Annotated in this window: 21 protein-coding genes and 1 riboswitch; of the genes, 3 read left to right on the top strand and 18 right to left on the bottom strand. The window is 57.3% G+C overall.

What is annotated here, in order from left to right:
* The 12 genes from NST69_RS07440 to NST69_RS07385 form a co-directional block, all read right to left on the bottom strand.
* Complete coding sequence (locus tag NST69_RS07440) at nt 1-1140, bottom strand: cobalamin biosynthesis protein (protein WP_342548896.1); 1140 nt, start codon at nt 1138-1140, stop codon at nt 1-3.
* Complete coding sequence (gene cobM / locus NST69_RS07435; RefSeq protein WP_076079758.1) at nt 1133-1930, bottom strand: precorrin-4 C(11)-methyltransferase; 798 nt, start codon at nt 1928-1930, stop codon at nt 1133-1135. The genes NST69_RS07440 and cobM overlap by 8 nt, the downstream gene beginning before the upstream one ends.
* Entirely contained in the window at nt 1927-2802 is an 876-nt protein-coding gene (cobI, locus tag NST69_RS07430; protein ID WP_339254976.1) for a precorrin-2 C(20)-methyltransferase, read from the bottom strand. Before cobI ends, cobM begins: the two co-directional genes overlap by 4 nt.
* Nucleotides 2803-2833: 31 nt before the next feature.
* On the bottom strand, nt 2834-4060 hold the full coding sequence (gene cbiE / locus NST69_RS07425) for a precorrin-6y C5,15-methyltransferase (decarboxylating) subunit CbiE (protein WP_339254975.1): 1227 nt from the start codon (nt 4058-4060) through the stop codon (nt 2834-2836).
* On the bottom strand, nt 4053-5168 hold the full coding sequence (locus tag NST69_RS07420) for a cobalt-precorrin-5B (C(1))-methyltransferase (RefSeq protein ID WP_339257383.1): 1116 nt from the start codon (nt 5166-5168) through the stop codon (nt 4053-4055). Before NST69_RS07420 ends, cbiE begins: the two co-directional genes overlap by 8 nt.
* A 994-nt stretch (nt 5169-6162) precedes the next feature.
* Nucleotides 6163-6828, bottom strand: a complete 666-nt coding sequence (locus tag NST69_RS07415; protein WP_342548895.1) for a precorrin-8X methylmutase — start codon at nt 6826-6828, stop codon at nt 6163-6165.
* Between the two features lie 2 nt (nt 6829-6830).
* Nucleotides 6831-7625: a precorrin-6A reductase gene (gene cobK / locus NST69_RS07410; protein ID WP_342548894.1), complete on the bottom strand. Its 795-nt coding sequence runs from the start codon at nt 7623-7625 to the stop codon at nt 6831-6833.
* Nucleotides 7622-10540: a precorrin-3B C(17)-methyltransferase gene (cobJ, locus tag NST69_RS07405; RefSeq protein WP_342548893.1), complete on the bottom strand. Its 2919-nt coding sequence runs from the start codon at nt 10538-10540 to the stop codon at nt 7622-7624. Before cobJ ends, cobK begins: the two co-directional genes overlap by 4 nt.
* 14 nt (nt 10541-10554) lie before the next feature.
* Entirely contained in the window at nt 10555-11415 is an 861-nt protein-coding gene (locus NST69_RS07400; protein ID WP_340979027.1) for an ABC transporter ATP-binding protein, read from the bottom strand.
* A gap of 12 nt (nt 11416-11427) precedes the next feature.
* Nucleotides 11428-12216: a cobalt ECF transporter T component CbiQ gene (gene cbiQ, locus NST69_RS07395; RefSeq protein WP_076079752.1), complete on the bottom strand. Its 789-nt coding sequence runs from the start codon at nt 12214-12216 to the stop codon at nt 11428-11430.
* Nucleotides 12213-12506 (bottom strand): energy-coupling factor ABC transporter substrate-binding protein, encoded by a 294-nt coding sequence (locus NST69_RS07390; RefSeq protein WP_036722466.1) that lies wholly within the window; start codon nt 12504-12506, stop codon nt 12213-12215. Before NST69_RS07390 ends, cbiQ begins: the two co-directional genes overlap by 4 nt.
* Nucleotides 12506-13270: an energy-coupling factor ABC transporter permease gene (locus NST69_RS07385; protein ID WP_036722468.1), complete on the bottom strand. Its 765-nt coding sequence runs from the start codon at nt 13268-13270 to the stop codon at nt 12506-12508. Before NST69_RS07385 ends, NST69_RS07390 begins: the two co-directional genes overlap by 1 nt.
* A gap of 284 nt (nt 13271-13554) precedes the next feature.
* Nucleotides 13555-13750, bottom strand: a riboswitch (cobalamin riboswitch).
* Between the two features lie 139 nt (nt 13751-13889).
* Here NST69_RS07385 and NST69_RS07380 point away from each other — a divergent pair.
* Nucleotides 13890-14822, top strand: coding sequence for a helix-turn-helix domain-containing protein (locus NST69_RS07380; RefSeq protein ID WP_339254968.1), 933 nt, complete (start codon nt 13890-13892; stop codon nt 14820-14822).
* 665 nt (nt 14823-15487) lie between these two features.
* Here the strand turns inward: NST69_RS07380 and NST69_RS07375 are convergent.
* Both NST69_RS07375 and NST69_RS07370 read right to left on the bottom strand, forming a co-directional pair.
* The gene (locus NST69_RS07375; RefSeq protein WP_036722478.1) at nt 15488-15763 is read right to left on the bottom strand and encodes a DUF6171 family protein; all 276 of its coding nucleotides are present in this window, start codon (nt 15761-15763) and stop codon (nt 15488-15490) included.
* A gap of 12 nt (nt 15764-15775) precedes the next feature.
* Nucleotides 15776-17269 (bottom strand): alpha-N-arabinofuranosidase, encoded by a 1494-nt coding sequence (locus NST69_RS07370; protein ID WP_342548892.1) that lies wholly within the window; start codon nt 17267-17269, stop codon nt 15776-15778.
* Nucleotides 17270-17454: 185 nt separating this feature from the next.
* Between NST69_RS07370 and NST69_RS07365 the strand changes: the two genes are divergently transcribed.
* Nucleotides 17455-17871 (top strand): peptide deformylase, encoded by a 417-nt coding sequence (locus NST69_RS07365; RefSeq protein ID WP_339313285.1) that lies wholly within the window; start codon nt 17455-17457, stop codon nt 17869-17871.
* On the top strand, nt 17868-18845 hold the full coding sequence (locus tag NST69_RS07360; protein ID WP_342548891.1) for a hypothetical protein: 978 nt from the start codon (nt 17868-17870) through the stop codon (nt 18843-18845). Before NST69_RS07365 ends, NST69_RS07360 begins: the two co-directional genes overlap by 4 nt.
* A gap of 43 nt (nt 18846-18888) precedes the next feature.
* Here NST69_RS07360 and NST69_RS07355 read toward each other — a convergent pair whose 3' ends face one another.
* The 4 genes from NST69_RS07355 to NST69_RS07340 form a co-directional block, all read right to left on the bottom strand.
* A complete protein-coding gene (locus NST69_RS07355; RefSeq protein ID WP_051477787.1) occupies nt 18889-19830 on the bottom strand; it encodes a 5'-3' exonuclease H3TH domain-containing protein in 942 nt (313 codons plus the stop codon).
* 27 nt (nt 19831-19857) lie between these two features.
* Nucleotides 19858-20223 (bottom strand): arsenate reductase family protein, encoded by a 366-nt coding sequence (locus NST69_RS07350; RefSeq protein WP_036696760.1) that lies wholly within the window; start codon nt 20221-20223, stop codon nt 19858-19860.
* 95 nt (nt 20224-20318) lie between these two features.
* Nucleotides 20319-21419: an RluA family pseudouridine synthase gene (locus NST69_RS07345; RefSeq protein WP_342548890.1), complete on the bottom strand. Its 1101-nt coding sequence runs from the start codon at nt 21417-21419 to the stop codon at nt 20319-20321.
* The gene (locus tag NST69_RS07340; protein WP_036696754.1) at nt 21416-21982 is read right to left on the bottom strand and encodes a cob(I)yrinic acid a,c-diamide adenosyltransferase; all 567 of its coding nucleotides are present in this window, start codon (nt 21980-21982) and stop codon (nt 21416-21418) included. Before NST69_RS07340 ends, NST69_RS07345 begins: the two co-directional genes overlap by 4 nt.
* Nucleotides 21983-22089 lie beyond the last annotated feature (107 nt).

The raw sequence follows: 22089 nt of genomic DNA, 5'->3' as shown, positions 1-22089 counted from the left end.
TCATTCACCGCTCTTCCCCTCCTTCTCTCCGGGATAGACAATCCGGGCTACGGCGATGGTCACATTGCCGCTCTTGAGCTTAGGCTGCAGGAGCGAATGCGCACCTGAAGACAGCAGCGCAGCAGGTTCACAGACACCGTAAGCCCCGGTTGCCCTGAATACCACCTCAGACGGATGGTCCAGCTCTACTGTATTGAGCTGCTCCGGGGTGTACAGAACCAGCTCCCAGCTGTATTTGGCGCACAAGGCCAAGAGTCCCGCTTCATCCCCCTTGATCCCGGCTGTCGCCACATTCCGCACACTATGGAGCGACAAATTAAGCTCGTGCAGAGTGTGAAGAACCACCGCTTCCAGCTCATCCGCAGACGTCCCGCGGTTGCAGCCGAGTCCAAGCACCAGACTGCGCGGGCGATACACTACAGTGTACTCGGCCAGAGTAGTATCTGCCGGTGCGTCCTCCTCTGGTTCCTCCGTCACCCGGTCGCTTACCACAATCGCTGCGCTGAAGCTGCGTCCGCTATGCCGAAGCTCAGCTCTGCTTGCGAACATAGAGACATGCTCCGGCACCTCAGCACCCGGCGGCAGCCAGTCACGTTCCCCGCTCTCCTGCACAAAGGCTACCGGCTCCCCGTTAACGAGCGCAGCACTAACCCCCTTCATGGAGGTGAAGCTGTCGGCACGCCAGCCGTACTCCCGGCCCAGCAGATCGACAGCGAAGGTACCCTGCACATCCGAAGCCGTGGTGATCACCGGATGGCTGCCCAGCAGCTCCGCAATCTCCAGTGTCAGCCTATTCGCTCCGCCAAGATGGCCGGAGAGCATGCTGATGACATGCTCCCCGCGCTCATCGATGACGATGACGGCAGGATCGGTTCTTTTATCCCGCAGCAGCGGAGCCGTCAGCCGGACAGCCGCCCCCAGTGAGAAGAACAGAATGACCGCCTCATAGCTCCCGAAGAGCCCAGGCAGCACCCCTCTGACCGGTCCGTCAAAAACAGTGATCTCCCCGCTCCGCGCCTCCAGCTCTCCGCTATACTTGGCATAGACAAAGACCTCAGTCCCGCCAAGCCTCCCGCCAAGCTTCACAGCCTGCTCTATCCCGCTGCGCGTAATCGCAACAGCCGCATACCGCTTACTCACCGGAGCCGATTCCTTCCCGGCAGCCGTGGGTGAAGGTCTTGTCATACAGCTTGGAGCGGTGCTGATCGCGGTCCGTCAGCCCGGGGTCCAGCGCCCAGCCGGCCAGGATCATGGCATGCATGGTGATGCCGGCACCTTGCAGGTCCGCCTCCAGCTTCTCAACCGTGGTCCGCAGAATCTGCTGATCCGGCCAAGTGGCCCGCTTCACGACTGCCACCGGGGTCTCCGGGCTCCAGCCTGCGGCCAGGAATTCACTGCTCACATGACCGGCCAGTGATGCACTCAGAAACAGCGCCACCGTGCAGTGATGCTCCGCCAGCTTGCGCAGCTGCTCGCGCTCCGGCACGGGTGTGCGCCCTTCCGCACGGGTCAGAATGACCGTCTGCGTCAGCTCCGGCACGGTCAGCTCTGCGCCAACCGCCGCCGCAGAGGCAAAAACCGAGCTAACGCCCGGTACAATCTCGTAAGCGACGCCGCGTAGCTTCAGCAGCGACATCTGCTCCAGAATCGCGCCGTACATGGCGGGGTCTCCGGTGTGGACACGGGCTACGCTTTTACCGGACTGCACGGCAAGCGTCATCAGCTCCACCTGCTGCTCCAGATCCATGCCCGAGCTCTGAAGCACCTGCGCACCGGGCTTAGCGCTGCGGATCAGCTCCTCGCTGACCAGCGAATCCGCATACAGCACCAGATCAGCGGAGCGCAAGATTCGGCTGCCTTTTACAGTGATCAGCTCCGGGTCGCCCGGTCCGGCACCTACAATGTATACCTTCGACGCAAGCTCAGTCATTTGCTCACCACCATCAGACTCAGGTACTCCACTTCCTTGCCCCGCAGGTCCCGTGCATCGCGCCAGACAGTCTCATAGGGGGAGGTGACCTTGGTTACCACCGAGGCGCGGCCGGACAAGCCCAGCTCATCCAGCACATCCAGCACCACATCCAGCACCTTGGCCACCTTAAGGAACACCACCGTATCATGATGCAGCAGCGCTTCCCGAAGCGCCTCCCTGTCGTCCGTAGCCGGGATGATCCCCACCCGCTGATTGCCGTCTGCCAGGGGCTGCTCCAGCGCAGCCGCCGCGCCCAGCACCGAGGATATTCCCGGAACCGAGACGACCGGCACACCGGGGTGCAGCTCCTGCATCAGCCGGGCCAGATGAATGAAGGTACTGTAGAGATTAGGATCGCCTTCCGTCACAAAAGCCACATCCCGCCCCTGTCTCAGCTCTCCCCAGCATAGCTCTACCGTGCGGGTCCAGCCGCCAGCCAGCAGCTCCGGGTCCTTCGTCATCGGAAAGACCAGTCCGAGCATGATTTTGTCCTGCGGGTCTACATGCAGCTCAATGATTTCATAGGCGTAGGAATTGCCGCCCTTCTTGGTAGCCGGATAAGCAATCACCGGACATTCCCGCAGCAGACGGCAAGCCTTAAGCGTAATCAGCTCCGGGTCGCCGGGGCCAACGCCTATGCCGTATAACGTTCCGAGCGCCCGGGGAGTCAGTCTTTCCTCCAGCTCCAGCTCTTCTGCATCCAGCGGGTCAAATAACGCACTGGCCGCCTGTATCGCTGCTTCTGTCCACAGCGTCCCTGCAGCTTCTCCTGACGATATTTCCTGTCCCTCCGCAGCCTGCTCACGCGGCTCAGTTACATCGGTCTTCATTGCGGGTTCCTCCTTCGTTATTGTCTGATGATTAATGAAGCCTCCGGCCGCTGACCACATAGACGGGATTCATTCCGTCGAACCGGGTCATGCCGAGAATCGGCTTGCCGCGCGACGCCTGAAGCATCGTCACCTCGCAGGCCAGTCCTGCGGCCTTAAGCGCCTCCATGCTGCCATGCAGGGTCTCCACCGTAATCGCCCCAACCACAATCCGTCCGCCGGGCTGAAGCCTCGCAGCGCTATGTTCAATAATGGCCGCCAGCTCACCGCCGCTCCCGCCGATGAAGACGGCATCCGGGTCAGGTAGAGCCGCTAAGCCCTGCGGCGCCTTCGCCTGAATGATTTCGAAATCCGCCCGGAACTTCAGACGGTTCGCTGCCATATTCGGCAGGTTCTCCGCACTTTTCTCCAGAGCGTAGACCCTCCCGAGTCTGGCGATCCGCGCACATTCCGCAGCCACCGCACCCGAGCCGGAGCCGATATCCCACACGACTGCATCCTCGGACAGGTTCAGCTCCGACAGCACTAGAGCGCGGACCTCGCGCTTCGTAATCAGGCCTTTCTCCGGCTTACGCTGCCGGAACTCCCCGTCGGGATAAGCGAACCCGCGCCGCACGGGAGCGGAGACCTCCTGCTTACGGCGCAGGATCACGACATTAAGCGCCGCGAACTCCCTGGTTACCATCTCCTCCAGCGTCCAGAACCGGCAGACTTCCTCCGCCCCGCCAAGACGTTCGCAGACAAACGCCTCATATTCCACCATCCCGAACTCCTGCAAGTAAGCGGCAATGACCGCAGGGGTGTTGTTCTCGTCTGTCAGCAGGGCGATTTTGTGCCTGCCGTCGATCCGCTGGGCCAGTCCCTGAATGGGACGCCCATGCAGACTGATCAGCTCAGCATCCTGCCAGCTGTCCCCGAGCCGCGCGAACGCAAGCTGCACACTGCTATAATGGGGGATCACCTCCACATGCTCCGGTCCGAACCTGCGGACCAGATAACCCGCAATCCCAAAAAAGAACGGGTCCCCCGAGGCCAGCACCACCGTCCGCCGCTCACGCCACACCTCCTCCAGCTTGTCTGTAAAAGGCTTCAGCCCGCCTTGCAGCACGATTTTCTCCCCTCTGTATCTGCCGAAAAAATTCAATTGCCGCTCGCCGCCCAGCAGCACCTCGCTGTTGTTCACTATGCTTAAGCTATCCGGGGTCAGGCCGCCGGCGCCATCCTCACCGATCCCGATTACATAAATCAGGTTATCCATGAATTTCCGCCCTTCCTAGCACCCTGCCCTTCATTGTGATAAGCACCATTTCCACAATCATGCCTCCGTTCATATGCGCCAGACTCTGTTCACAGGCATGCCTGCACAGCTGCTCGAAAAAAGTGTAATTCCCCGCCTCAGTCATCATATCCACGACCTGTGAGGCTGTGTTGGCGGCAGCAATCTCCTGCACCTGCTCCGGGGACGCTCCCGCACCTGCCGCAACGGCTGCCAGAAATCCGAAATCGACGGGCGCGTTCTTAGAGTGAATCAGCATGGCCCCCTGAGCCACCTTGGAGAATTTGCCGGCCATCCCGACGAAGGTAACCTTGCGAATTCCGTATGCCTTGGCATGCTCCAGTGAGAAGCCCACATATTCCCCCATCTGTATAAAAGCTTCCTCCGGAAGCTCTGCGAACATCGCGATGGCGTATTTCTCGCTGCTGCCGCCTGTGGTCAGCACGATCTGCCGGTTCCCCGCCGCAGCCGCCACCGAGATGGCCTGAACCACACTCGCCTTATAGGCTTCGGTGGAGAACGGGGTCACCACGCCCCGTGTGCCCAGGATCGAAATGCCGCCCAGAATACCCAGCCGGGGATTCAGCGTCTTCATGGCGATGCTCTCGCCCTCCGGCACGCTGATGACTACCCTCAGGCCCCGCACTGCACCGTGCTCCTCCAGTACGGCGGATACCGCCTCCTGAATCATCCTCCGGGGCACCGGATTAATCGCCGCCTCTCCGACGCCCACCGGCAGCCCCGGCTTCGTCACCCGGCCAACACCGCGGCCCCCGTCAATCTCCACGCCGGGCTGATCCCGCCAGCTCACCGCCGCCTCGATCCACGCCAGATGTGTCGCATCCGGGTCGTCTCCGGCATCCTTCACTGTGGCACAGCTTGCCGTGTGTGTTCCTGTACGCTGCCAGCCAGTCAGCTCAAAGGCATGACGGAACCCGGCCGGCAGATCAATCTCTACCGCAGGCAGGCTCTCCCCTGTAATGAGCAGGGTGGCCGCACCTGCGGCTGCCGCTGCGGCACAGGCCCCTGTCGTGTAGCCCCTGCGCAGCGGGGGAGCTGGCGTTTCACCTGCGGATTCGGGAGCGGGCAATCCAGGTTTTACAGCCTGCTGTACCTGCTCAGCCGCTGGCTTGAACTCGGGGCAGCTGGCTTGCTCCGGTTGCTCAGTTGCCTGATCAAATCGGGGCAATCCGGGTTCGATAGCCTGGCGTACATGCTCGGCCGTCTGCCCGATCTCGGGGCTGCTGGCTTGCTCCAGCCGTTCAACTGCTTCTGCGGATTCGGGGCCGCCTACTTGCTCCAACTGCTCAGATCCCTGATCGAATTCAGGTCCGGCTGCTTGCTCTACCCGCTCTGCTTGCCCCGCCCCTGCCTCCCCGCTTTCTTGGCCCCGGTTCTGCCTGACGGCGTGACCGGGTATTTCCTTGGTCATGGCACTCCCTCTTTGCTGATGGTCTAAGAATGAATCCTCACAAACTGAACAATCTGCACATCGCTGAAGCCTATCCTCTGAGCGTTCGCCCTGGGCAGGTAACCTGTCTTACTCTCTATATAACCTGATTATACTGCTGCTTCTAAGCAAATCAGGAGATTTTTATACAAATTCTGGATCCATTGCACTTTGTACATTAGTTGAACCCCAAATCCGCCAAAAAAGTAAGTCTGCTGCATTTTGTACATTAGAATTTGGCGGGGGAGGTGTTTTGGAGCTATTATCCACAAATCAAGTGTATAAACTACAGTAGAACCAGATTTCAACTATAAAATCACGAATTCTGTTGTAAAGAATACTATTAGAACTAAAGAAGTACATAATTTGAGATAGTTGTATTCTGTACATTTAAAACCCGCAAAAAGGGAGGATTTCCTCATCTAACTGTAATCTGTACAACTATATCTGCCCAAATGAAGGAGAACACCGATTATAGAAAAGTTTAATTGCACGTTTTACAGCTAAATGGCTATTCACTCGTACATCAGAGCATTTAGTTGTACAGAGTGCGATTAAGCATACCACTTGCACCTTAATCGGGATATGACAACTCACCAGCCCTACGCTTCAGCGATCTGATTCTCTGATCAAGCTATCCCAGCTCACCCGCCGCCCGGCGGACGGCCAGCAGACTTAGTGCGTTCACTGCGGCGACCACGATTGTACTGCCCCCTTTGCGGCCGATATTGGTGATGTAGGGAATATCCAGCTTGCGCAGCTCATCCTTGGATTCCGCCGCAGAGACGAAGCCAACGGGCATGCCGATGACAAGTCCGGGCTGGGCGGCGCCTGCTTTTACCAGACGGATCAGCTCCAGCAGGGCAGTCGGCGCGTTGCCGATGACATAGATTCCCCCCGGTGCCTGTGCGCAGGCCTTGCGCGTTGCGATAATCGCCCTTGTGGTTCCCAGCGCCTTCGCCTCGTCCACCACATCAGGATCTGAAATATGTACCCGGACCTCGCCGCCGTACCGCTGAATCCGCTCCTTGGCAATGCCCGCCTCCACCATCCGCACATCCGCTATAATCGGCTTGCCCTGCAGAATGGCGTGAATCCCCGCCTCAATCGCCCCGGGATGGAACACCAGGCTGCGCCCCAGCTCAAAATCAGCCGAAGCATGAATAATCCGCTGTACAATCGGGTACTCCAATGCACTAAACGAATGTTCACCCAGCTCCTCCGTAATTATCTGAAAGCTTAGACCCTCTATCTCCTGCGGCTGTACGGTCACCGGCTTGAACTCTGTCCCGAAATCCACATTCATCCCTCTTCCCTCGTCATTAGCAGCGCATTCTTCACAGCAGCCGTAATCTCGTCAAAAGAATCAAACACCGTTCCGCCATCCCCGAAGGACAGCCCCGGCCGCATAATCAAAATCACATATAACCCCATATCCAGCGCGGCATGCAGCTTCTCATCCACCGAGCCCTCGGCCCCGCTCTCCTTGGTAATCATCACCCGGGTGCCGTACTGCCGGTATAAGGCCTCATTCATCTCTCTGCTAAAAGGGCCCTGAAGCGCAATAATATTCCGCTGCTCAATCCCAAGGGTCAGACACTTCTCCAGATTCTCCAGACAAGGCAGCAGCCTTACGGTCAGCCGGATATCCGGATCTCCCAGCAGCTCCTCCGCAAAAATCTCCAGCGTTTTGCCGCCGGTAGTCAGCATCACAGAGCCCTTCAGCTCCCTAGCCTTGCGCGCAGCCTCTTCATAAGAATGCACTAGCAACAGCCGGGGATGGCTGTTATAGATAAGGCTCTGCCGCTCGTAGCGGAAGTAAGGCAATCCCAGCGCAGCAGCAGCTTCCATTGCATTAGCATGGGCCTCCAGCGCAAAAGGATGGCTGCCGTCCACCACGGCACGGTACCCGCCCGCCTGCAGCAAAGCGATCATCGCCTCGCGGTCCAGTCTGCCGACGCGGGTGCGGATGCCTGCGGCCATAAGGCGTTCTGCCCCGCTGGGCGTTACCACGCTGGCCTGCAGCGGCAGGCCTTGGCGCAGGAGGCTCTGAGCCAGCTCGCGGGCGTCGCTGGTGCCGCATAACATGAAGATCATCGCGGCTGGCGAAGCGCCAGATCGTCTGCCGGAGCCGCCGCCTCCGTTACATCATGCCGCCCATGGCAGTGATGCTCATGCGCGTGATGCGTGTGCCCATGTTCATCATGCCTGTGATGCGCACACTCGTGATGCCCATGCTTCCCATGGCAGTGGTGCCCGTTTCCATGCCCAACATCTCCATGCTCATGGTGCCCGTTTCCATGTCCCTCATGACTGTGATGCCCATGCCCGTGATGTCCATGCCCATGCTCCCCGTGCTCCTCCTCACCATGATGGTGATGGTGATGGTGCAAAGAGGCTGCATCGCGGTATTTGCAGTTATCGCAGTTGCTAAAGGCACGCCCTTCCAGCGTCTCCTCGATCCGCTCTGTCAGCATATCCACCAGCAGCGGATGTGCGCCCAGTGTGCCGCCGATCTCCACTTCAAGCCCGGGATGCTCCGCTGCGAATTGCGCCACTCTCTCTGCGAACTGCTGCATTAGCACTCCGGTGAACAGCAGGTACGGCAGAACAATAATTTTGCGCGCACCCAGTGCAAGGCAGCGCTCAAGCCCGTCCGGCAGCGAAGGCTTGGCGATGGCAATGAAGCAGCTTTCCACGCTGCGGTAGCCTGTTCTCTCCCAGAGCAGCCGGCTTATTTTATACAGATCGCTGTTAGCATCCGGGTCACTGCCCCCGCGTCCCATCAGCAGTACGATGGTGTCCTTATCCTCAATCGTGGATGCACCGTTCCCGCGCAGGTCCAGGTCCATTCCGCCAGCCGCCTTCACCGGCGGGAGTGGAAGTCGTTCTGCTTCCTGAATCCGCTCCAGCAGAATATCGACGGCACGGTCCTGCACCCCCAGCGGACGCCCGTAGATGAACTTCACCCCGGGATATCTCTGCTTGGCTTCGTCAATGGCCATTGGAATATCGAGCTTGGAATGCCCCGCCGCGAACAAAATAATCGGCACTACGTATATCTCCGCCGCACCGCCCTCAATGCATCTGGCAATTCCGCCAGCGATGGAAGGCGAGGCCAGCTCTATGAAGCAGGTCTCAACCTTCAGCTCCGGCTTACGGGCTGCGAGCAGGCGGGTGAATTCCAGCAGCTCCTCATTTCCCGCTTGAACCCGGCTCCCGTGTCCCACCAGTAATACCGTTCTCATCGTCTGCACTCCTTCTTTGCTGTTATCGTTATCGGATGTATGGGCTGCACTCCCTGTTGCGCTGTCCATCCGTTCCCGGAACGCATGATACCGCTCCTGCTCCCGGCCATGAGTCCTATATTCATCAACTGCGGCAGCTACAGCGGCTACCGCTTGCTCTTCGTCCATCCCTTCACGCACCAAAATCCCTGCATGGGCACCCCGCCCGGCCTTCTTGCCGCCGAGATACAACTCATAGCTGCCGCGCGACATTACCAGTCCGATATCATCCAGCACAGCGGAGCTGCAAGCCATCCCGCAGCCGGCTACACTGATGTGCAGCTCTCTGGGCACAGCCTTTCCATGCAGCAGGGTGTGGAGCCGGACAGCAGCACTTAACGCTCCGCTTCTGCGCAGCTCACAGAATCCGCAGGTCTTCACCTTCACGTAATCTCCAGGTGTACTTACATTCAGTCCGGCCTCCAGCAGCCTTGCTCCTGCCTCTGCCTCTTCATTCCGGCTGCCGCGCAGCAGGAAATATCCGTCCTTCGTATAGACCAATTGCCCGTCGCTGCCTGCAAGCTCAGCCAGCAGCTTCATTTGATCACCGTTGAAGCTGCGGCTGCCGGTTGCGGGAGCAATCTCCAGCTCGAAGGAAGAATCGGTGGATGCCTTCAGGCGACCGGACAAGCTCCGCAGCCGCTCCACCTGCGGAGCAGCAGCCAGGCTCTGCGCAGCAGCCTCTTCCGTCTGTCCTGATTCCGCTTCGCCACAGCCCAGCGCCCATTCCATCCGAACCGAACCTGATGCTTCTGCACTTTTCACCTGTCCCGGCTCGGTCTCGCTTCCAACATCTGCTGCATCCCTCTGCCCAGTCTCTGCTGCTCTCCCAGCATCCACAGTTTTGGCCGCTCCGGCTCCAGCTGCCCCCTCTGCCTGCCCAGACTCCGCCGCAGCCAGCGACCACGGTTCTGCGGCTGTGCGCAGCCGCTCGTGCGGCTTCAGCGTCTGCATCTGTGCCCCGAGACTGTACTTGCGTTCATATCCGCGCGGCGTAATCATAAGATCCTCATAGACAACGGTAGCAGAGTTGCCGACCACCACGGTTGAGAGCATGCCGATCTCATGCTCCAGCATATCCTGCAGCGTTGTTACGACCGTCTGCTGGCGGTCACGGTAGGCGCTTTTGACAATGCCTACCGGTGTAGCCGGATCACGATAACGCAGCAGAATAGTGCGCGCTTCTTCAATCTGGCGCGTCCGTCTGCCGCTGCGCGGATTATAGAACGCAATGACGAAATCTGCCGCCCCCGCCGCTTCCACACGCGCAGCGATGCTCTCCCAGGGCGTAAGATGATCGCTCAGGCTGATCGTGCAGGAATCATGCATAATCGGCGCCCCAAGCAGCGAAGAACAGGACTGGATCGCCGATATTCCCGGGATCACCTCCACCTGCACCCCCTCTGAGCGGCTCCAGCCACGTTCGATCAGCACCTCGTAGACCAGCCCGGCCATTCCGTAGACACCGGCATCACCGCTGGAGATTACCGCAATGCTCTGCCCTTCTTCAGCTCTGCGGACGGCCTCCTGGGCCCGGCTGACTTCTTCAGTCATCCCCGTGCCGACAATCTCCTGGTGCCGCAGCAGCGGCCTGATCAGATCTACATAAGTGGTATAGCCGATGACCGCCTCACTCTCATCCAGCGCAGCCAGTGCGCGGCCGGTAATATGTTCCAGCGCTCCGGGGCCGAAGCCGATAATCAGCAGCTTTCCTTGTTTCTTCATTCTTCTTCCCCCGTTCATGAATAGCTGTGGTTAAGCGCAAGCAGCTTATGCAGCTTCACCTTGAATTCCCCGGCGGTGCGGGGAGCGCTCTGCCCTGCGGTCAGGCTGGCAGGCAGGCTGAACCATAAGTCAGCCAGCAGCGGCAGTCCCAGCCCGATGGACAATAGCTCTTCCCGTCCCGCAAAAATCTCCTCCGGCGTCCCCGCCGCCCGGCATCTTCCATGCTCCAGCACAATAATCCAGTCCGCCCAGCGGTAGGCCAGGTCCATATCATGCGTAGCCATAACTACGGTTGTCCCTTTAGCATGTATGGCTTCAAGCCCCTTCAGCATCTGCGTTTCCGATAACGGGTCCAGATACGAGGTCGGCTCATCCAATAGAATCAGCTCCGGCTCCATAGCCAGTACACCGGCGAGTGCCGTGCGTTTCTTCTGGCCCAGACTAAGCTGGTGAATCGGTTTATCGCCCAGGCCGGTTAGATTCAGCAGCTCCATGACCTCCCGGCAGCGCGCAGCGATAGCCTGTTCAGCCATGCCGCTGCCGCGCAGCCCGAACGACACATCCTCCAGCGGAGTGCTGAGAATCAGCTGCTGCTCGGGGTCCTGGAAGACCAGGCCCACTTTCCGCCGCAGAGCGGCCAGCTCTTTTTTGGAGTAGGATAACGCCTTCCCTCCTTGCACAACCGTCCCCTGCTGCGGGCGCAAAATGCCGACGGCATGCAGGAACAGCGTGGATTTGCCTGAACCGTTATGACCGAGCACCGCCGTCTTGCTGCCTGCGGGGATGGAGAACGTCAGTTCATGCAGTGCAGGCTCCTTCGTATCCGGGTAATGGAACACCACTCCGTCACAAGCCAAGCTAGATTCCTGATCCATGGGTGACTCCTTTCATGTGTTAGTGATAAAGTACGCCTCAGCCAGCAGCAGTAGCGCAATACCGGCATAAGCCTGGATTGTATAGCGCCGCGGCACAGGACGCGCCGTATAAGGCGGGAGAATAATCTCATCTGTGAATCCGCGGGCCAGCAGCCCCTGCGATAATCCGTAATACCGGTGCATCGTGTTGCCGAACAACGCTCCTGCCATAGCCGCAGTCTCCCGCATTCTGGCCTTGTAGCCCCGTCGGCCTCCGCGCAGCCTGCGGGCCAGCAGCAGACCATGCGCTGCATCACTCAGCAGGAATAAGAAGCGGTACATAATCAGCATCAGCTCCAGGACAATCTGCGGCATCCGCAGCCTGCGCAGCACCTGCAAAAGCTCACTGAACGGAGTCGTGAACATCAGGAAGAAGAAACAGCTCATGCAGGCAGAGATTCTGGCCAGCAGCTCCCCTGCCCGCTGAAGTCCCGCCGCTGTGACATATACCGGCAGGTTCAGTCCCGGAAGCGGGAATATCCCTGCCTCTCCCGCAGCCGGATGCCCGAATTCCACGAGCAGCGCCGGTACGCTAAGCGCATAGAACAGCAGCGCTGTGCCGAACAGCATACCATAAGCACGCAAGGGAATTCGGGCCTGCAATATACACCAGGACATCATCCATAGGGTAATTGCAGCCTGTAGTACCGGATGTACGGTGTAAGAGAGCAGGAACATCAGGGCTGCGAACGAGCTTTTCCACATCGGGGACAACTGGCGCAGAGCATTATTGTAAGAGAGAACGTCAATCCGCCGGATCACTTGCTGCTATGCTGCTTCGTCCCGCCTTGCTTGCCCTTGAGCAGCCCCAGGGTATAACCGATCACACCGGCACCAATCGCGGCCTGCAATGCAAACAGCATACTCTCCGTCTCACCCGGCAGCTCGGTCAGCGGCTTGAACCACGGCTTATAGTCAGGATTCATCTCAGTAATCACACCTTCAGCCGCATCATCGGCCCCGCCGAATTCCCCATTAACCAGCAGCAGCGGCAGAATGACCAGCAGAATAACAACCAGCAGCATCAACCCATTTTTCCATTTATTGCTCATTAGGCTCTTCCTCCGTTCACCTTGCGTTTCAGCAGCGACAATTCATTCGGGCTATACGATTTCAGCCAGTTCCAGAGCAGTACCGTCAACAGCCCTTCACTGATGGCCAGCGGGATTTGCGTCACGGCAAAGATGCCCCCGAATTTGAGAAAAGATGCCAGAACGCCGCCATCCGCCGCCGGAAAAGCCACCGCCAGTTGGAAGGAAGTCACTACGTACGTACTCAGATCAGCCACCGCAGCCGCACAGAACAAGGCTAGCTTCTCGCGGTCCGGCATTTTCATCATCAGCTTATACACTGCATATCCGGCAAAAGGACCCGCCACCGCCATCGAGAACGCATTGGCTCCAAGCGTAGTGATCCCGCCGTGCGCCAGCAGCAGCGCCTGAAACAGCAGGACAATCGAGCCGATTACGCTCATGGGCAGCGGCCCCAGCATTACCGCACCTAGTCCGGTACCGGTGGGGTGGGAGCTGCTTCCGGTCACGGAAGGCATTTTGAGCGCAGACAGTACGAAGGTAAACGCCCCGGCCAGACCCAGCAACAGCTTCAGCTCCGGATTCTCCCGGGTCATGGCTCTCAGCTTGAAGATTCCAAGGACAAAGAACGGGATAAACGCCGCCCACCAGAACACTGCCCAGCCAACCGGCAGGAATCCTTCCATAATGTGCATCGCCCGGGCCGTCCCCGGTTCGTTCAGCATAAAGTACACCGTAAATCCGGCAACCAGTGCCGCAAAGCTCCACCATCTGTGCTTTTTCATTTGTCACCCTCCATGTTTGTTGATTTCCCATTACAGATCATAAAGCCCAAAAAACCCACCCTATAGGGTGGGAGTGTATGTACGCAGGCAAGTTCGATAGAGCGCGCAACCCGTGGCGAAGCGGAACAAGGTGCTTTTCACCGTCCCATCACTATGGGCCGTATCCTTGTATCCAGCAGCTATAACCGGGGATCACCTTGAAGCACCAAGCTTTCTCCGGTCCATAAGGGCAGAACGCCTCTTCTCATTAACCTATCCGTACACCGCTCCTATCCGCGTAGAGTCGTGGTGTGCGTAGACAAGGTAGGTCTCCTGGCTTGGAATACAGGCGCTGCAGACTTCGTCTTCCCCGGGGGCTTCCCGAGTGACCTCATGAAGTGCAGCTCTTCCATACAGTGGCGGGACCGCTCGGGAGTTGCACCCGATTCCCTGTTATCCCTTGCCGCTTCCGGCAAGAGCACCTTGTTTCATCGCTAATTCATCTCAAATCATAGCGGACAGAGATTGGCCTGTCTGTGATATAAATTGGAAAAGCTCGCCTGCAGCCAATCATGGCTTGTAGAAATTTTATTTGAGTAATATAATTATTAACTATATAACCTGAACGTGGAGGCATCCGATGAAACTTGATCTAACCGAACAATCTTTGCCCGTGTACGAGGCCCTGTCCAGTACCGTGCGCCTGCATATGCTGCGGCTGCTGTCCGATAAGCCCATGAACGTGAAGGAGCTGGCCGCAGCCCTCAAGCTCAGCAGTGCGATTATGACCATGCATGTGCGCAAGCTCGAAGCCGCCGGGCTGATCCGCAGCCATATGGCTCCCGGCAAAAGCGGTCTGCAGAAGATCTGTACACTGGCCGCCGACGGGGCTGAGATAGTTTTTCCGGGACAGGCCCGGACTCCGCGCAGAGGGTACCGCAAGGACATCCCTGTGGGGCATTATTCCGACTTCCAGATCGAGCCTACCTGCGGACTGTCTACGACAGAGAGGGTCATCGGGCACTTTGACGATCCCCGTTATTTCTGGGACCAGGAGCGGGTGAACGCCGGGATTCTCTGGTTCGGAAAGGGGTTCGTGGAGTATAAAATCCCGAATTTCCTGCTGTCGAGCCAGCAGCCGGAGGAGCTTGCCATCACGATGGAGATCGCCTCCGAAGCCCCGTCGGTCAACAACAACTGGCCGTCGGATATTACCTTCACACTGAACGGACAATCGCTCGGCTTCTGGACCAGCCCCGGTGACTACGGAGATAATCCGGGAAAATACACCCCGGCCTGGTGGCCTGCACTCACCAATCAATACGGCCTGCTCAAGCAGCTGCGGATTACTCAGACGGGTACCTTCATGGATGGGCAAAAGCTGTCGGAGGTCACCCTGGATCAGGTAGGCATCCGCAACAAACAATGGACCTTCCGGCTCTCTGTCGAGGAGGATGCCGAGCATATTGGTGGCCTCACCCTGTTCGGCAAGGGCTTCGGCAACTACAACGAGGATTTGGTGTTTGAGTTGTTTTATACAGATGGCGTGGCAGATTTGCCGGGTCCTATATGAAAGCCAGATTAGGGTGTGTAGAAGGTAGGTAGGTAGGTAGGTAGGTAGGTAGGTTAGTTTTCGTTTCAGCTACTTTTAGAGCTAATACTCCTTATTTCTGCTTAACGCTCACTTTCAGCAAAATTCAGGTGCATTAGTGCTCTTCATTTCTGCTCAACGCTCACTTTCAGCAAATTCAGGGGCACTTATGCCCCTCGCAACATCCATACAGCCCACTTCCAACCGCACCAAAGGGATTTTTCCCTCTCATTTCCTCATCTAGCCCACTTTCCGCCGCATCAGAGGGATTTATCCCTCTCATTTCCTCCTCCAGCCCACTTTCCACCGCATCAGTGGGATTTATCCCTCTCATTTCCTCACCCAGCCTACTTTCTGCCGCATTAGAGGGATTTATACATCTCATTTCCTCACCCAGCCCACTTTCCGCCGCATCAGTGGGATAAATCCCTCTCATTTCCTCCTCCAGCCCACTTTCACGCCGCATTAGAGGGATTTATCCCTCTCATTTCCTCTTCCTCCCCCTCACCTCCACAACACAAAAAAAGCCCCTCCAACTGCCGCATTGTGCAGGTTGGAGGGGCTATCGGTGATCGATCCGTCTCTTATGGCAAGAGCGGCTTCTAGCCTATCTTTTCGCCTGACCCCTAGCCGTTAGGCGTGGGCCGTCATTCCGCCACTGGCTGCCACTTTCCGCCGCCCGGCAGCGGACAGCTACGGGCCTTCAGCCGGGCCACGACAGGGATGATACAGCCGCAGGCGGTACAGGTCACGCCATCCTGCAGCTTGGGGCAAGCCCCGCAAAGCGCAAGCCGCTCGGCATAGACCTCGTCTGAAGCGGTATTGCCGGGGTTGAACATGGAGGACGCCAGAATGCGGGCAATCTGTGCTTCCGTGACCTTGTACTCCTCCCGGCATCCTTTGCAGGCTGAAGTGGTTGTCATGCAGTTCTCTCCTTAGGCTTGTGGAGTGATGGCCAGTACCGTTACCGACATTGGCGGCAGCTCTACAGTCAGCGTATCCCCTTCAAGCTTGAAGGCGCTGAATGCCTGCGGTGTTACAGCTTCCGGCTGCTCAAAGCTATTGTGGGCATCGATGGAAGCTCCGGCCAGCGTTGTTCCGCTTACGGATGCTTGACCAGCCAATCCGCGCAGGGCAAGCGGCAACACTGCCGATGACGCGTGATTCAGGTTACACAGGCTGACATGAATGATGCCCTCAGCATTGACTGAAGCCGAAGCCGATACTTCAGGAATCTCTACGCCATCATAGCTGTATACCGGGCTGTCCACGGTGAGCTCCAGCAGTTCTGCATCCTGATGCACCTTATACATGTTGAATACATGGTAAGTAGGAGTCAGGAGCATTTTCTCGCCTTCGGTCAGAATAACAGCCTGCAGCACGTTCACGGTCTGGGCAATGTTCGCCATCCGTACACGGTCACTGTGCTTGTGGAAAATATTCAGCGTCAAGCCGGCCACCAGCGCATCGCGGATCGTGTTCTGCTGGTAGAGGAAGCCCGGGTTCGTACCCGGCTCAACATCATACCAGGTGCCCCACTCGTCAACGATCAGGCCGACTCTTTTCTCAGGATCGTATTTGTCCATGATGGCAATATGGCGGGTAACCAGCTCATCCATGAATAGTGCCTTCTTCAACGTTGTGAAGTATTCGTCTGTTCCGAAGCCTGTAGCCGCGCCCTTATGATTCCAGTCCGAATTAGGCAGGGTGTAATAGTGCAGGGTAATTGAATCCATGAAGCGGGTAGCTTCACGCATCAGCACTTCCGTCCAGTTATAATCATCCGAATTCGCACCGCAGGCGATCCGGTGGATCTTGTTGTCTCCATAGTTACGTACATACGTCTGATATTGGCGGTACAGATCAGCATAGAACTCAGGACGCATGTTACCGCCACAGCCCCAGTTCTCGTTGCCCACGCCGAAATACTTAACGCTCCAGGCATCTTCCTGGCCGTTCTTCTGACGCAGCTCAGCCATTGGCGAGACTCCGTTGAAGGTCAGATATTCCACCCACTCGGACATCTCTTGAACAGTTCCGCTACCTACGTTACCGTTGATGTACGGCTCGCAGCCCAGCATCTCGCAGAGGAGCATGAATTCATGTGTACCGAAATGGTTGTTCTCTACCGCGCCGCCCCAGTGTGTGTTGATCATCCGCTTGCGCTCTTCGCTCGGGCCGATACCGTCCTTCCAGTGGTATTCATCGGCGAAGCAGCCGCCCGGCCAGCGCAATACCGGAATTTTCATTTCTTTAAGCGCTTCCACTACGTCGTTGCGGATACCTTTGGTGTTCGGAATAGGGGAATCTTCGCCCACCCAGATGCCTTCATAGATACAGCGTCCAAGATGCTCAGCGAAATGTCCGTAGATGTTGCGGTCAATCTTACCTTTGCGGATGTCGGTGTTCAGTACAATGCGTTCTGCCATGGGAAGTTAACGCTCCTCTTTAGATTAATATATTTGTTAATCATTTAACACTTATATTAACATTATAATCAAGCTTCCTCTAGTTCGTCAATCTTTATCTTAAGCAGCACCTCTCGCATTCCCGCATTTCACTTCCCCGCCAAAAATGATATTATGGACACACAAATACAGCATAATTGGAGAGTATGATGATTAGACCTATCAATAAAGATATATCGCTTCTTAGCCAGAAATCTGCGCCGGCCACGGAGAAGGATCTGCCCGTGTTAATGGATCTTGTGGAGACCCTGAACGCCAACTCCGACCGGTGCGTCGGCATGGCTGCGGACATGATTGGCGTCAACAAACGCATCATCGCCATCCGCGTGGAGCAGCAATTAACCCTTTCGATGATCAATCCGGTGATCGTCAAGCGTGCCCGTCCTTATGACACTGAGGAAGGCTGCCTGTCGCTCGAAGGCGTACGTCCTGCGAAACGATACGACTATATTGAGGTAGAGTACCTCGATTATAATTTTAAAAAGCACCGGGATAGCTTTACCGGATTTACGGCGCAGGTTATCCAGCATGAGGTGGATCACTGCGAGGGTATTGTCATTTGAGCCGGGACCTGAGAGCGATAACCTTCAGCAAGACGGCCGCCGAGCAAATTCTGAGGAATGAGACCGATACCCGTACGCTTTTGTCAGAATATCCAGAGTACAAGGAAGAAGTGCTGCTTGAGATCAATGCCCTATCGAGCCGTCAACGCGCTAACCTGATCCATAATTTGCTCACCAGCTATACCAGCAGCGCCAAAATAGCGAAGAGCAAAATTGTCAAAAGCGGCTTTAATCAAACCACCATTAACGCTTTTCTTCCTAGTATTATTAAAGCCCGCTTTGCCATTTATCTGATCGAACAGCTGCAATTAACGGTGTCCACCGAATCAGCCTCCGGGCCTGTCCGGTTCAATCTCTGGGACGGTTATATTCTGCAGAAGCTCCTGTTCAAGGAAAAGCTTGTACGCAAGCCCGTATCGCTCCCCCTGTTCCGGGTATGCTGGAAGCTGATTATCCGCCCCAAAATGCTGATGCCGCTTGTCAATAAACAAGGGATCTACTGCTTCTATTCCCGCTCGTTAATCAAGCGCCTGTCCGCTCTAATCGGGGATAAGGAGTGCCTGGAGATCGGTGCGGGTGACGGTACCTTGACGAGATTCCTTAACGATAACGGCACAGCCTGCCGGGCAACCGATGATTATAGCTGGGCGCATTATATCACCTACCCGGATTTTGTGGAAAAAGCTGATGCCAAAGCCGCCCTGAGCAAATACGCTCCTAAGGTTGTACTTTGTTCCTGGCCGGTGCCCGGCAACCCGTACGAGAAGCATGTTTTTAATACGGAATCTGTAGAGTTGTATATTGTAATCGGCACAAGAGATCCGGCGATCACCGGTGACTTCGACGCGTATGATAAGGCTAAGCATTTCAGCATGGAGCTGAATGAGGAATTATCGCGCCTGCTTGTGCCGCCCTCCGGGGACAATGCGGTTTATCTCTTCACACGCAAACAAGACAGTACACACTCACGATAGGTGAGTATCTACTGTCTTGTTTGGTTTGCTGTCTATTCCGGCCTCAGCCCAGATCTCCCAGCTCAATCTGCACGATCCCCCGGTCATCCCGCACCTCGGCGATTCCGCCGATCAGATGCATCAGGCTGCCGAACTCCAGCTCCTGGAACTTGCGTGCCGCCGTATCCCGCTGCAGCTCCCAGAGACATTCGGCCAGCTCGCAGACTACCGGCACATCACAGCGGATCTCCGCCAGCTCGCGAGAGAGATGCAGCATGTCGAGATCCGCTTCAATCTTGGCACGTACGCCCTTGGGCAGCAGATGCAGGTTCTCAATGACCCCTTCTACCGTGCCGTATTCGGTCAGCAGCTTGGTGGCCGTCTTCTCGCCTATGCCCTTCACTCCAGGATAATTATCGCTGGTGTCGCCCATGAAGCCCTTCAGGTCGATCACCTGCGCAGGAGTGAGGCCCCGTTCTGCCAAAAGCTCAGCCGGATCATACACTTTATAGTTAGAGCGGCCTTTTTTCATAATCACGACCTTGACGCTGTCATTCACCAACTGGAGCATGTCGTGATCCCCCGTCAGAATATAGACCTCCGACTCCCCGCTGTAGCACGAAGCCAGTGTACCGATGCAGTCATCTGCCTCGTATCCGACCAGCCCGATATTCGGCACGCCCAGCTCTGCCACAACCTCCTTCACGAGGTCGAACTGCGGGATCAGCTCCAGCGGCGCGTCAATCCGGTTCGATTTGTAGCCTTCGTACTTCTCCGAACGGAACGTGCCCTTGCCCATATCCCAGCAGCAGACCACATGTGAAGGCTCAAACGTACTTACCGCATCGAAAAAATACTGCAAAAATCCATACACCGCATTCGTCGGCAGTCCGGCGCGGGTCTTGCGGATATATCCACCATAAGAGGTAGCATAAAAAGCGCGGAACAGCAGAGCCATTCCATCGACAATCATGACCCGGCCCTTCATTTCTGTTGCTGTGCTCATGTGTAACCTCTCCTTGTATTCCTTAATTTAGGCGTTGCTCCAAGCTTCGGCGTACTGGTCTTCCTTGTAGCCTACGGTAACCTTCTTGCCGTCAGTGACTACCGGACGCTTAATCAGCATCCCATGTGCGGACAGCAGTGCAAGCTGCTCGTCTTCGCTTAAGTCTGCAAGCTTATCCTTCAGGCCAAGCTCCCGGTAGACCTCACCACTCGTATTAAAAAACTTCTTCAGCGGCAGGCCGCTGTGCTTCACCAGCACGCGCAGCTCCTCCACAGTTGGCGGCTGCTCAGCGATATGCTGCAGCTCCAGCTCATGCCCTGCTTCCTTGAGCCATTTCACTGCGCTGCGGCAGGTGCTGCACTTGGGATATTGATATACTTTCAAGTTACTCATCGTCTTCTCCTTCTATATATAAAATATAAAGTGCATATAAATTGCTGCCCGCTGCGGCAGATGTCAGCTGCGGCCAGAACATATCCGGCGCTTACTTACCGCGCCGACTGCCGGAGCTTCTCCTGCAGCAGCGCCATATCCGTCGGCAGCGGAGCCTCGAACACCAGCTCGGCATGCGTCACCGGATGCCGGAAGGCCAGCCGCACCGCATGCAGCGCCTGGCGCGGAATGGCCGCGTCCAGCTCCGCGATCTGCGCGAGCCGGGCGGCGTCGCCTGGCGGCAGCGCCGCGCCGTCTGCGGTCACCGCCAGCTCTTGCACCTGTTGCTCCTCGCCGCCTGCGGTCACCGCCGACTCTCCCGCACGCCGCTCCTCGCCCGGCGCTGACGCCTCCGCCCGGCTGTCAGCCGCCTGCCCATACAGCGGGTGACGGTACATCCCGTCACCGATCAGCGGGCAGCCGACCGACCCCATATGCACCCGGATCTGGTGGGTGCGCCCGCTCTCCAGCTTCAGCTCGACGCGTGAAGCGGCGCTGCCATAGACCTCCTTGACCTCATACCGGGTCAAGGAGGGATAGCCGTCCGGCGTTACAATCCGCCGGTGCGGCTCCAGCGGGTCGCGGTCGATCGGACCGTCGATATCGCCGCTGGGCAGAGCAGGCACGCCGTGCACAAACGCGGTATACCGCTTGTCCACCGTTCCGGCAATCATCTGCTCGGAGATGTGCTGGTGGCTGTAAGGGTTCTTGGCAATCACCAGCACCCCGGAGGTCTCCTGGTCCAGCCTGTGTACGGGGCGGAAGCGGACCCGCTCGCCCTTCTCTGCCCAGTAATGAACCACACCATTCGCCAGGGTCTCGGTATAATGGCCGTGGGTCGGATGGACAATCATTCCTGCGGCTTTGCTTACCACAAGCAGATGCCCGTCCTCATACAGAATCTCGAAGGGAATCGGCTGCGGCAAAATATCCTCTGACGTCTCCTCCTCCATCCGAATCTGCACTAGATCGCCGGTGCTAACCTTAACGCTAATATAGACACGCTCTCCGTTCAGTGTAATACCGAGGTCCGTCATTTTGAGCCGGGAGAGCAGCTTGCGGGAGACATCCATCCGCTTTTGCAGAATGGTTTTGAGCAGCCAGCCGTCTTCAAGCGGCGGCACTGTATAGGAGATGGGCGGATAATAGCTGGTCATTTGTTCCGGAACACCTTTTTGCTGCGCAGATATTCTACTTCAGCAATCTCCAGCCGGGTGTTGGCGGCGCGGGCCAGAGCGAAGAAATAGTCGGACAGCCGGTTCAGATAGATTACCGCCTCCGGGTTAATCTCCGCACTGCGGCCCAGCGTCACTGCCCGGCGCTCGGCCCGGCGGCAGACCGTCCGGCAGACATGCAGCACAGAGGACAGCTGGCTTCCGCCGGGCAGGATGAAGCGCTCCAGCACCGGATTCTCGGCCTGAAGCGCATCGATCCAGCCTTCCAGGCGGGTGGCCATCTCGCTTTTCACCTTATAGCGGTTCTCACTCAGCTTCACGAACGCCAGATCCGATCCGCAGTCAAACAGCTCGTGCTGAATCTCCAGCAGCTGCTCGCGGACATCCAGAAACCGTTCGTCCTCCATCAGGCTCCGTGCCTGGCCAACGAAGCAGTTCAGCTCGTCAATGGTGCCGTAAGCCTCGACGCGGACATCGTCCTTGCCTACCCGGCCGCCAATCACCGAGGTCTCCCCCTTATCCCCCGTACGCGTATAGATCGCCATGATACTTCCCTCCTAAGTTGCAAAATCACATAGTAATAGTGTAATCGTTCTTAGGTAGGGTGGCAAACAAAGATCAACATTAAAGACATGTAAATAAAACCCTGAGG

This window comes from Paenibacillus sp. FSL P2-0089, assembly GCF_038595095.1.
GTDB lineage: Bacteria > Bacillota > Bacilli > Paenibacillales > Paenibacillaceae > Paenibacillus_AQ > Paenibacillus_AQ silagei.
Note: the sequence above shows the minus strand (reverse complement) of the source record. Positions and strands in the feature narration are given on the sequence as shown.

Bases quoted from the DNA above. Each gene is read 5' to 3' on its own strand.
- cobM (WP_076079758.1), bottom strand. From the start codon at position 1,930: ATGACTGAGCTTGCGTCGAAGGTATACATTGTAGGTGCCGGACCGGGC.
- cobI (WP_339254976.1), bottom strand. From the start codon at position 2,802: ATGAAGACCGATGTAACTGAGCCGCGTGAGCAGGCTGCGGAGGGACAG.
- cbiE (WP_339254975.1), bottom strand. From the start codon at position 4,060: ATGGATAACCTGATTTATGTAATCGGGATCGGTGAGGATGGCGCCGGC.
- cobK (WP_342548894.1), bottom strand. From the start codon at position 7,625: ATGATCTTCATGTTATGCGGCACCAGCGACGCCCGCGAGCTGGCTCAG.
- cobJ (WP_342548893.1), bottom strand. From the start codon at position 10,540: ATGAAGAAACAAGGAAAGCTGCTGATTATCGGCTTCGGCCCCGGAGCG.
- NST69_RS07400 (WP_340979027.1), bottom strand. From the start codon at position 11,415: ATGGATCAGGAATCTAGCTTGGCTTGTGACGGAGTGGTGTTCCATTAC.
- NST69_RS07390 (WP_036722466.1), bottom strand. From the start codon at position 12,506: ATGAGCAATAAATGGAAAAATGGGTTGATGCTGCTGGTTGTTATTCTG.
- NST69_RS07385 (WP_036722468.1), bottom strand. From the start codon at position 13,270: ATGAAAAAGCACAGATGGTGGAGCTTTGCGGCACTGGTTGCCGGATTT.
- NST69_RS07380 (WP_339254968.1), top strand. From the start codon at position 13,890: ATGAAACTTGATCTAACCGAACAATCTTTGCCCGTGTACGAGGCCCTG.
- NST69_RS07375 (WP_036722478.1), bottom strand. From the start codon at position 15,763: ATGACAACCACTTCAGCCTGCAAAGGATGCCGGGAGGAGTACAAGGTC.
- NST69_RS07370 (WP_342548892.1), bottom strand. From the start codon at position 17,269: ATGGCAGAACGCATTGTACTGAACACCGACATCCGCAAAGGTAAGATT.
- NST69_RS07365 (WP_339313285.1), top strand. From the start codon at position 17,455: ATGATGATTAGACCTATCAATAAAGATATATCGCTTCTTAGCCAGAAA.
- NST69_RS07355 (WP_051477787.1), bottom strand. From the start codon at position 19,830: ATGAGCACAGCAACAGAAATGAAGGGCCGGGTCATGATTGTCGATGGA.
- NST69_RS07350 (WP_036696760.1), bottom strand. From the start codon at position 20,223: ATGAGTAACTTGAAAGTATATCAATATCCCAAGTGCAGCACCTGCCGC.
- NST69_RS07345 (WP_342548890.1), bottom strand. From the start codon at position 21,419: ATGACCAGCTATTATCCGCCCATCTCCTATACAGTGCCGCCGCTTGAA.
- NST69_RS07340 (WP_036696754.1), bottom strand. From the start codon at position 21,982: ATGGCGATCTATACGCGTACGGGGGATAAGGGGGAGACCTCGGTGATT.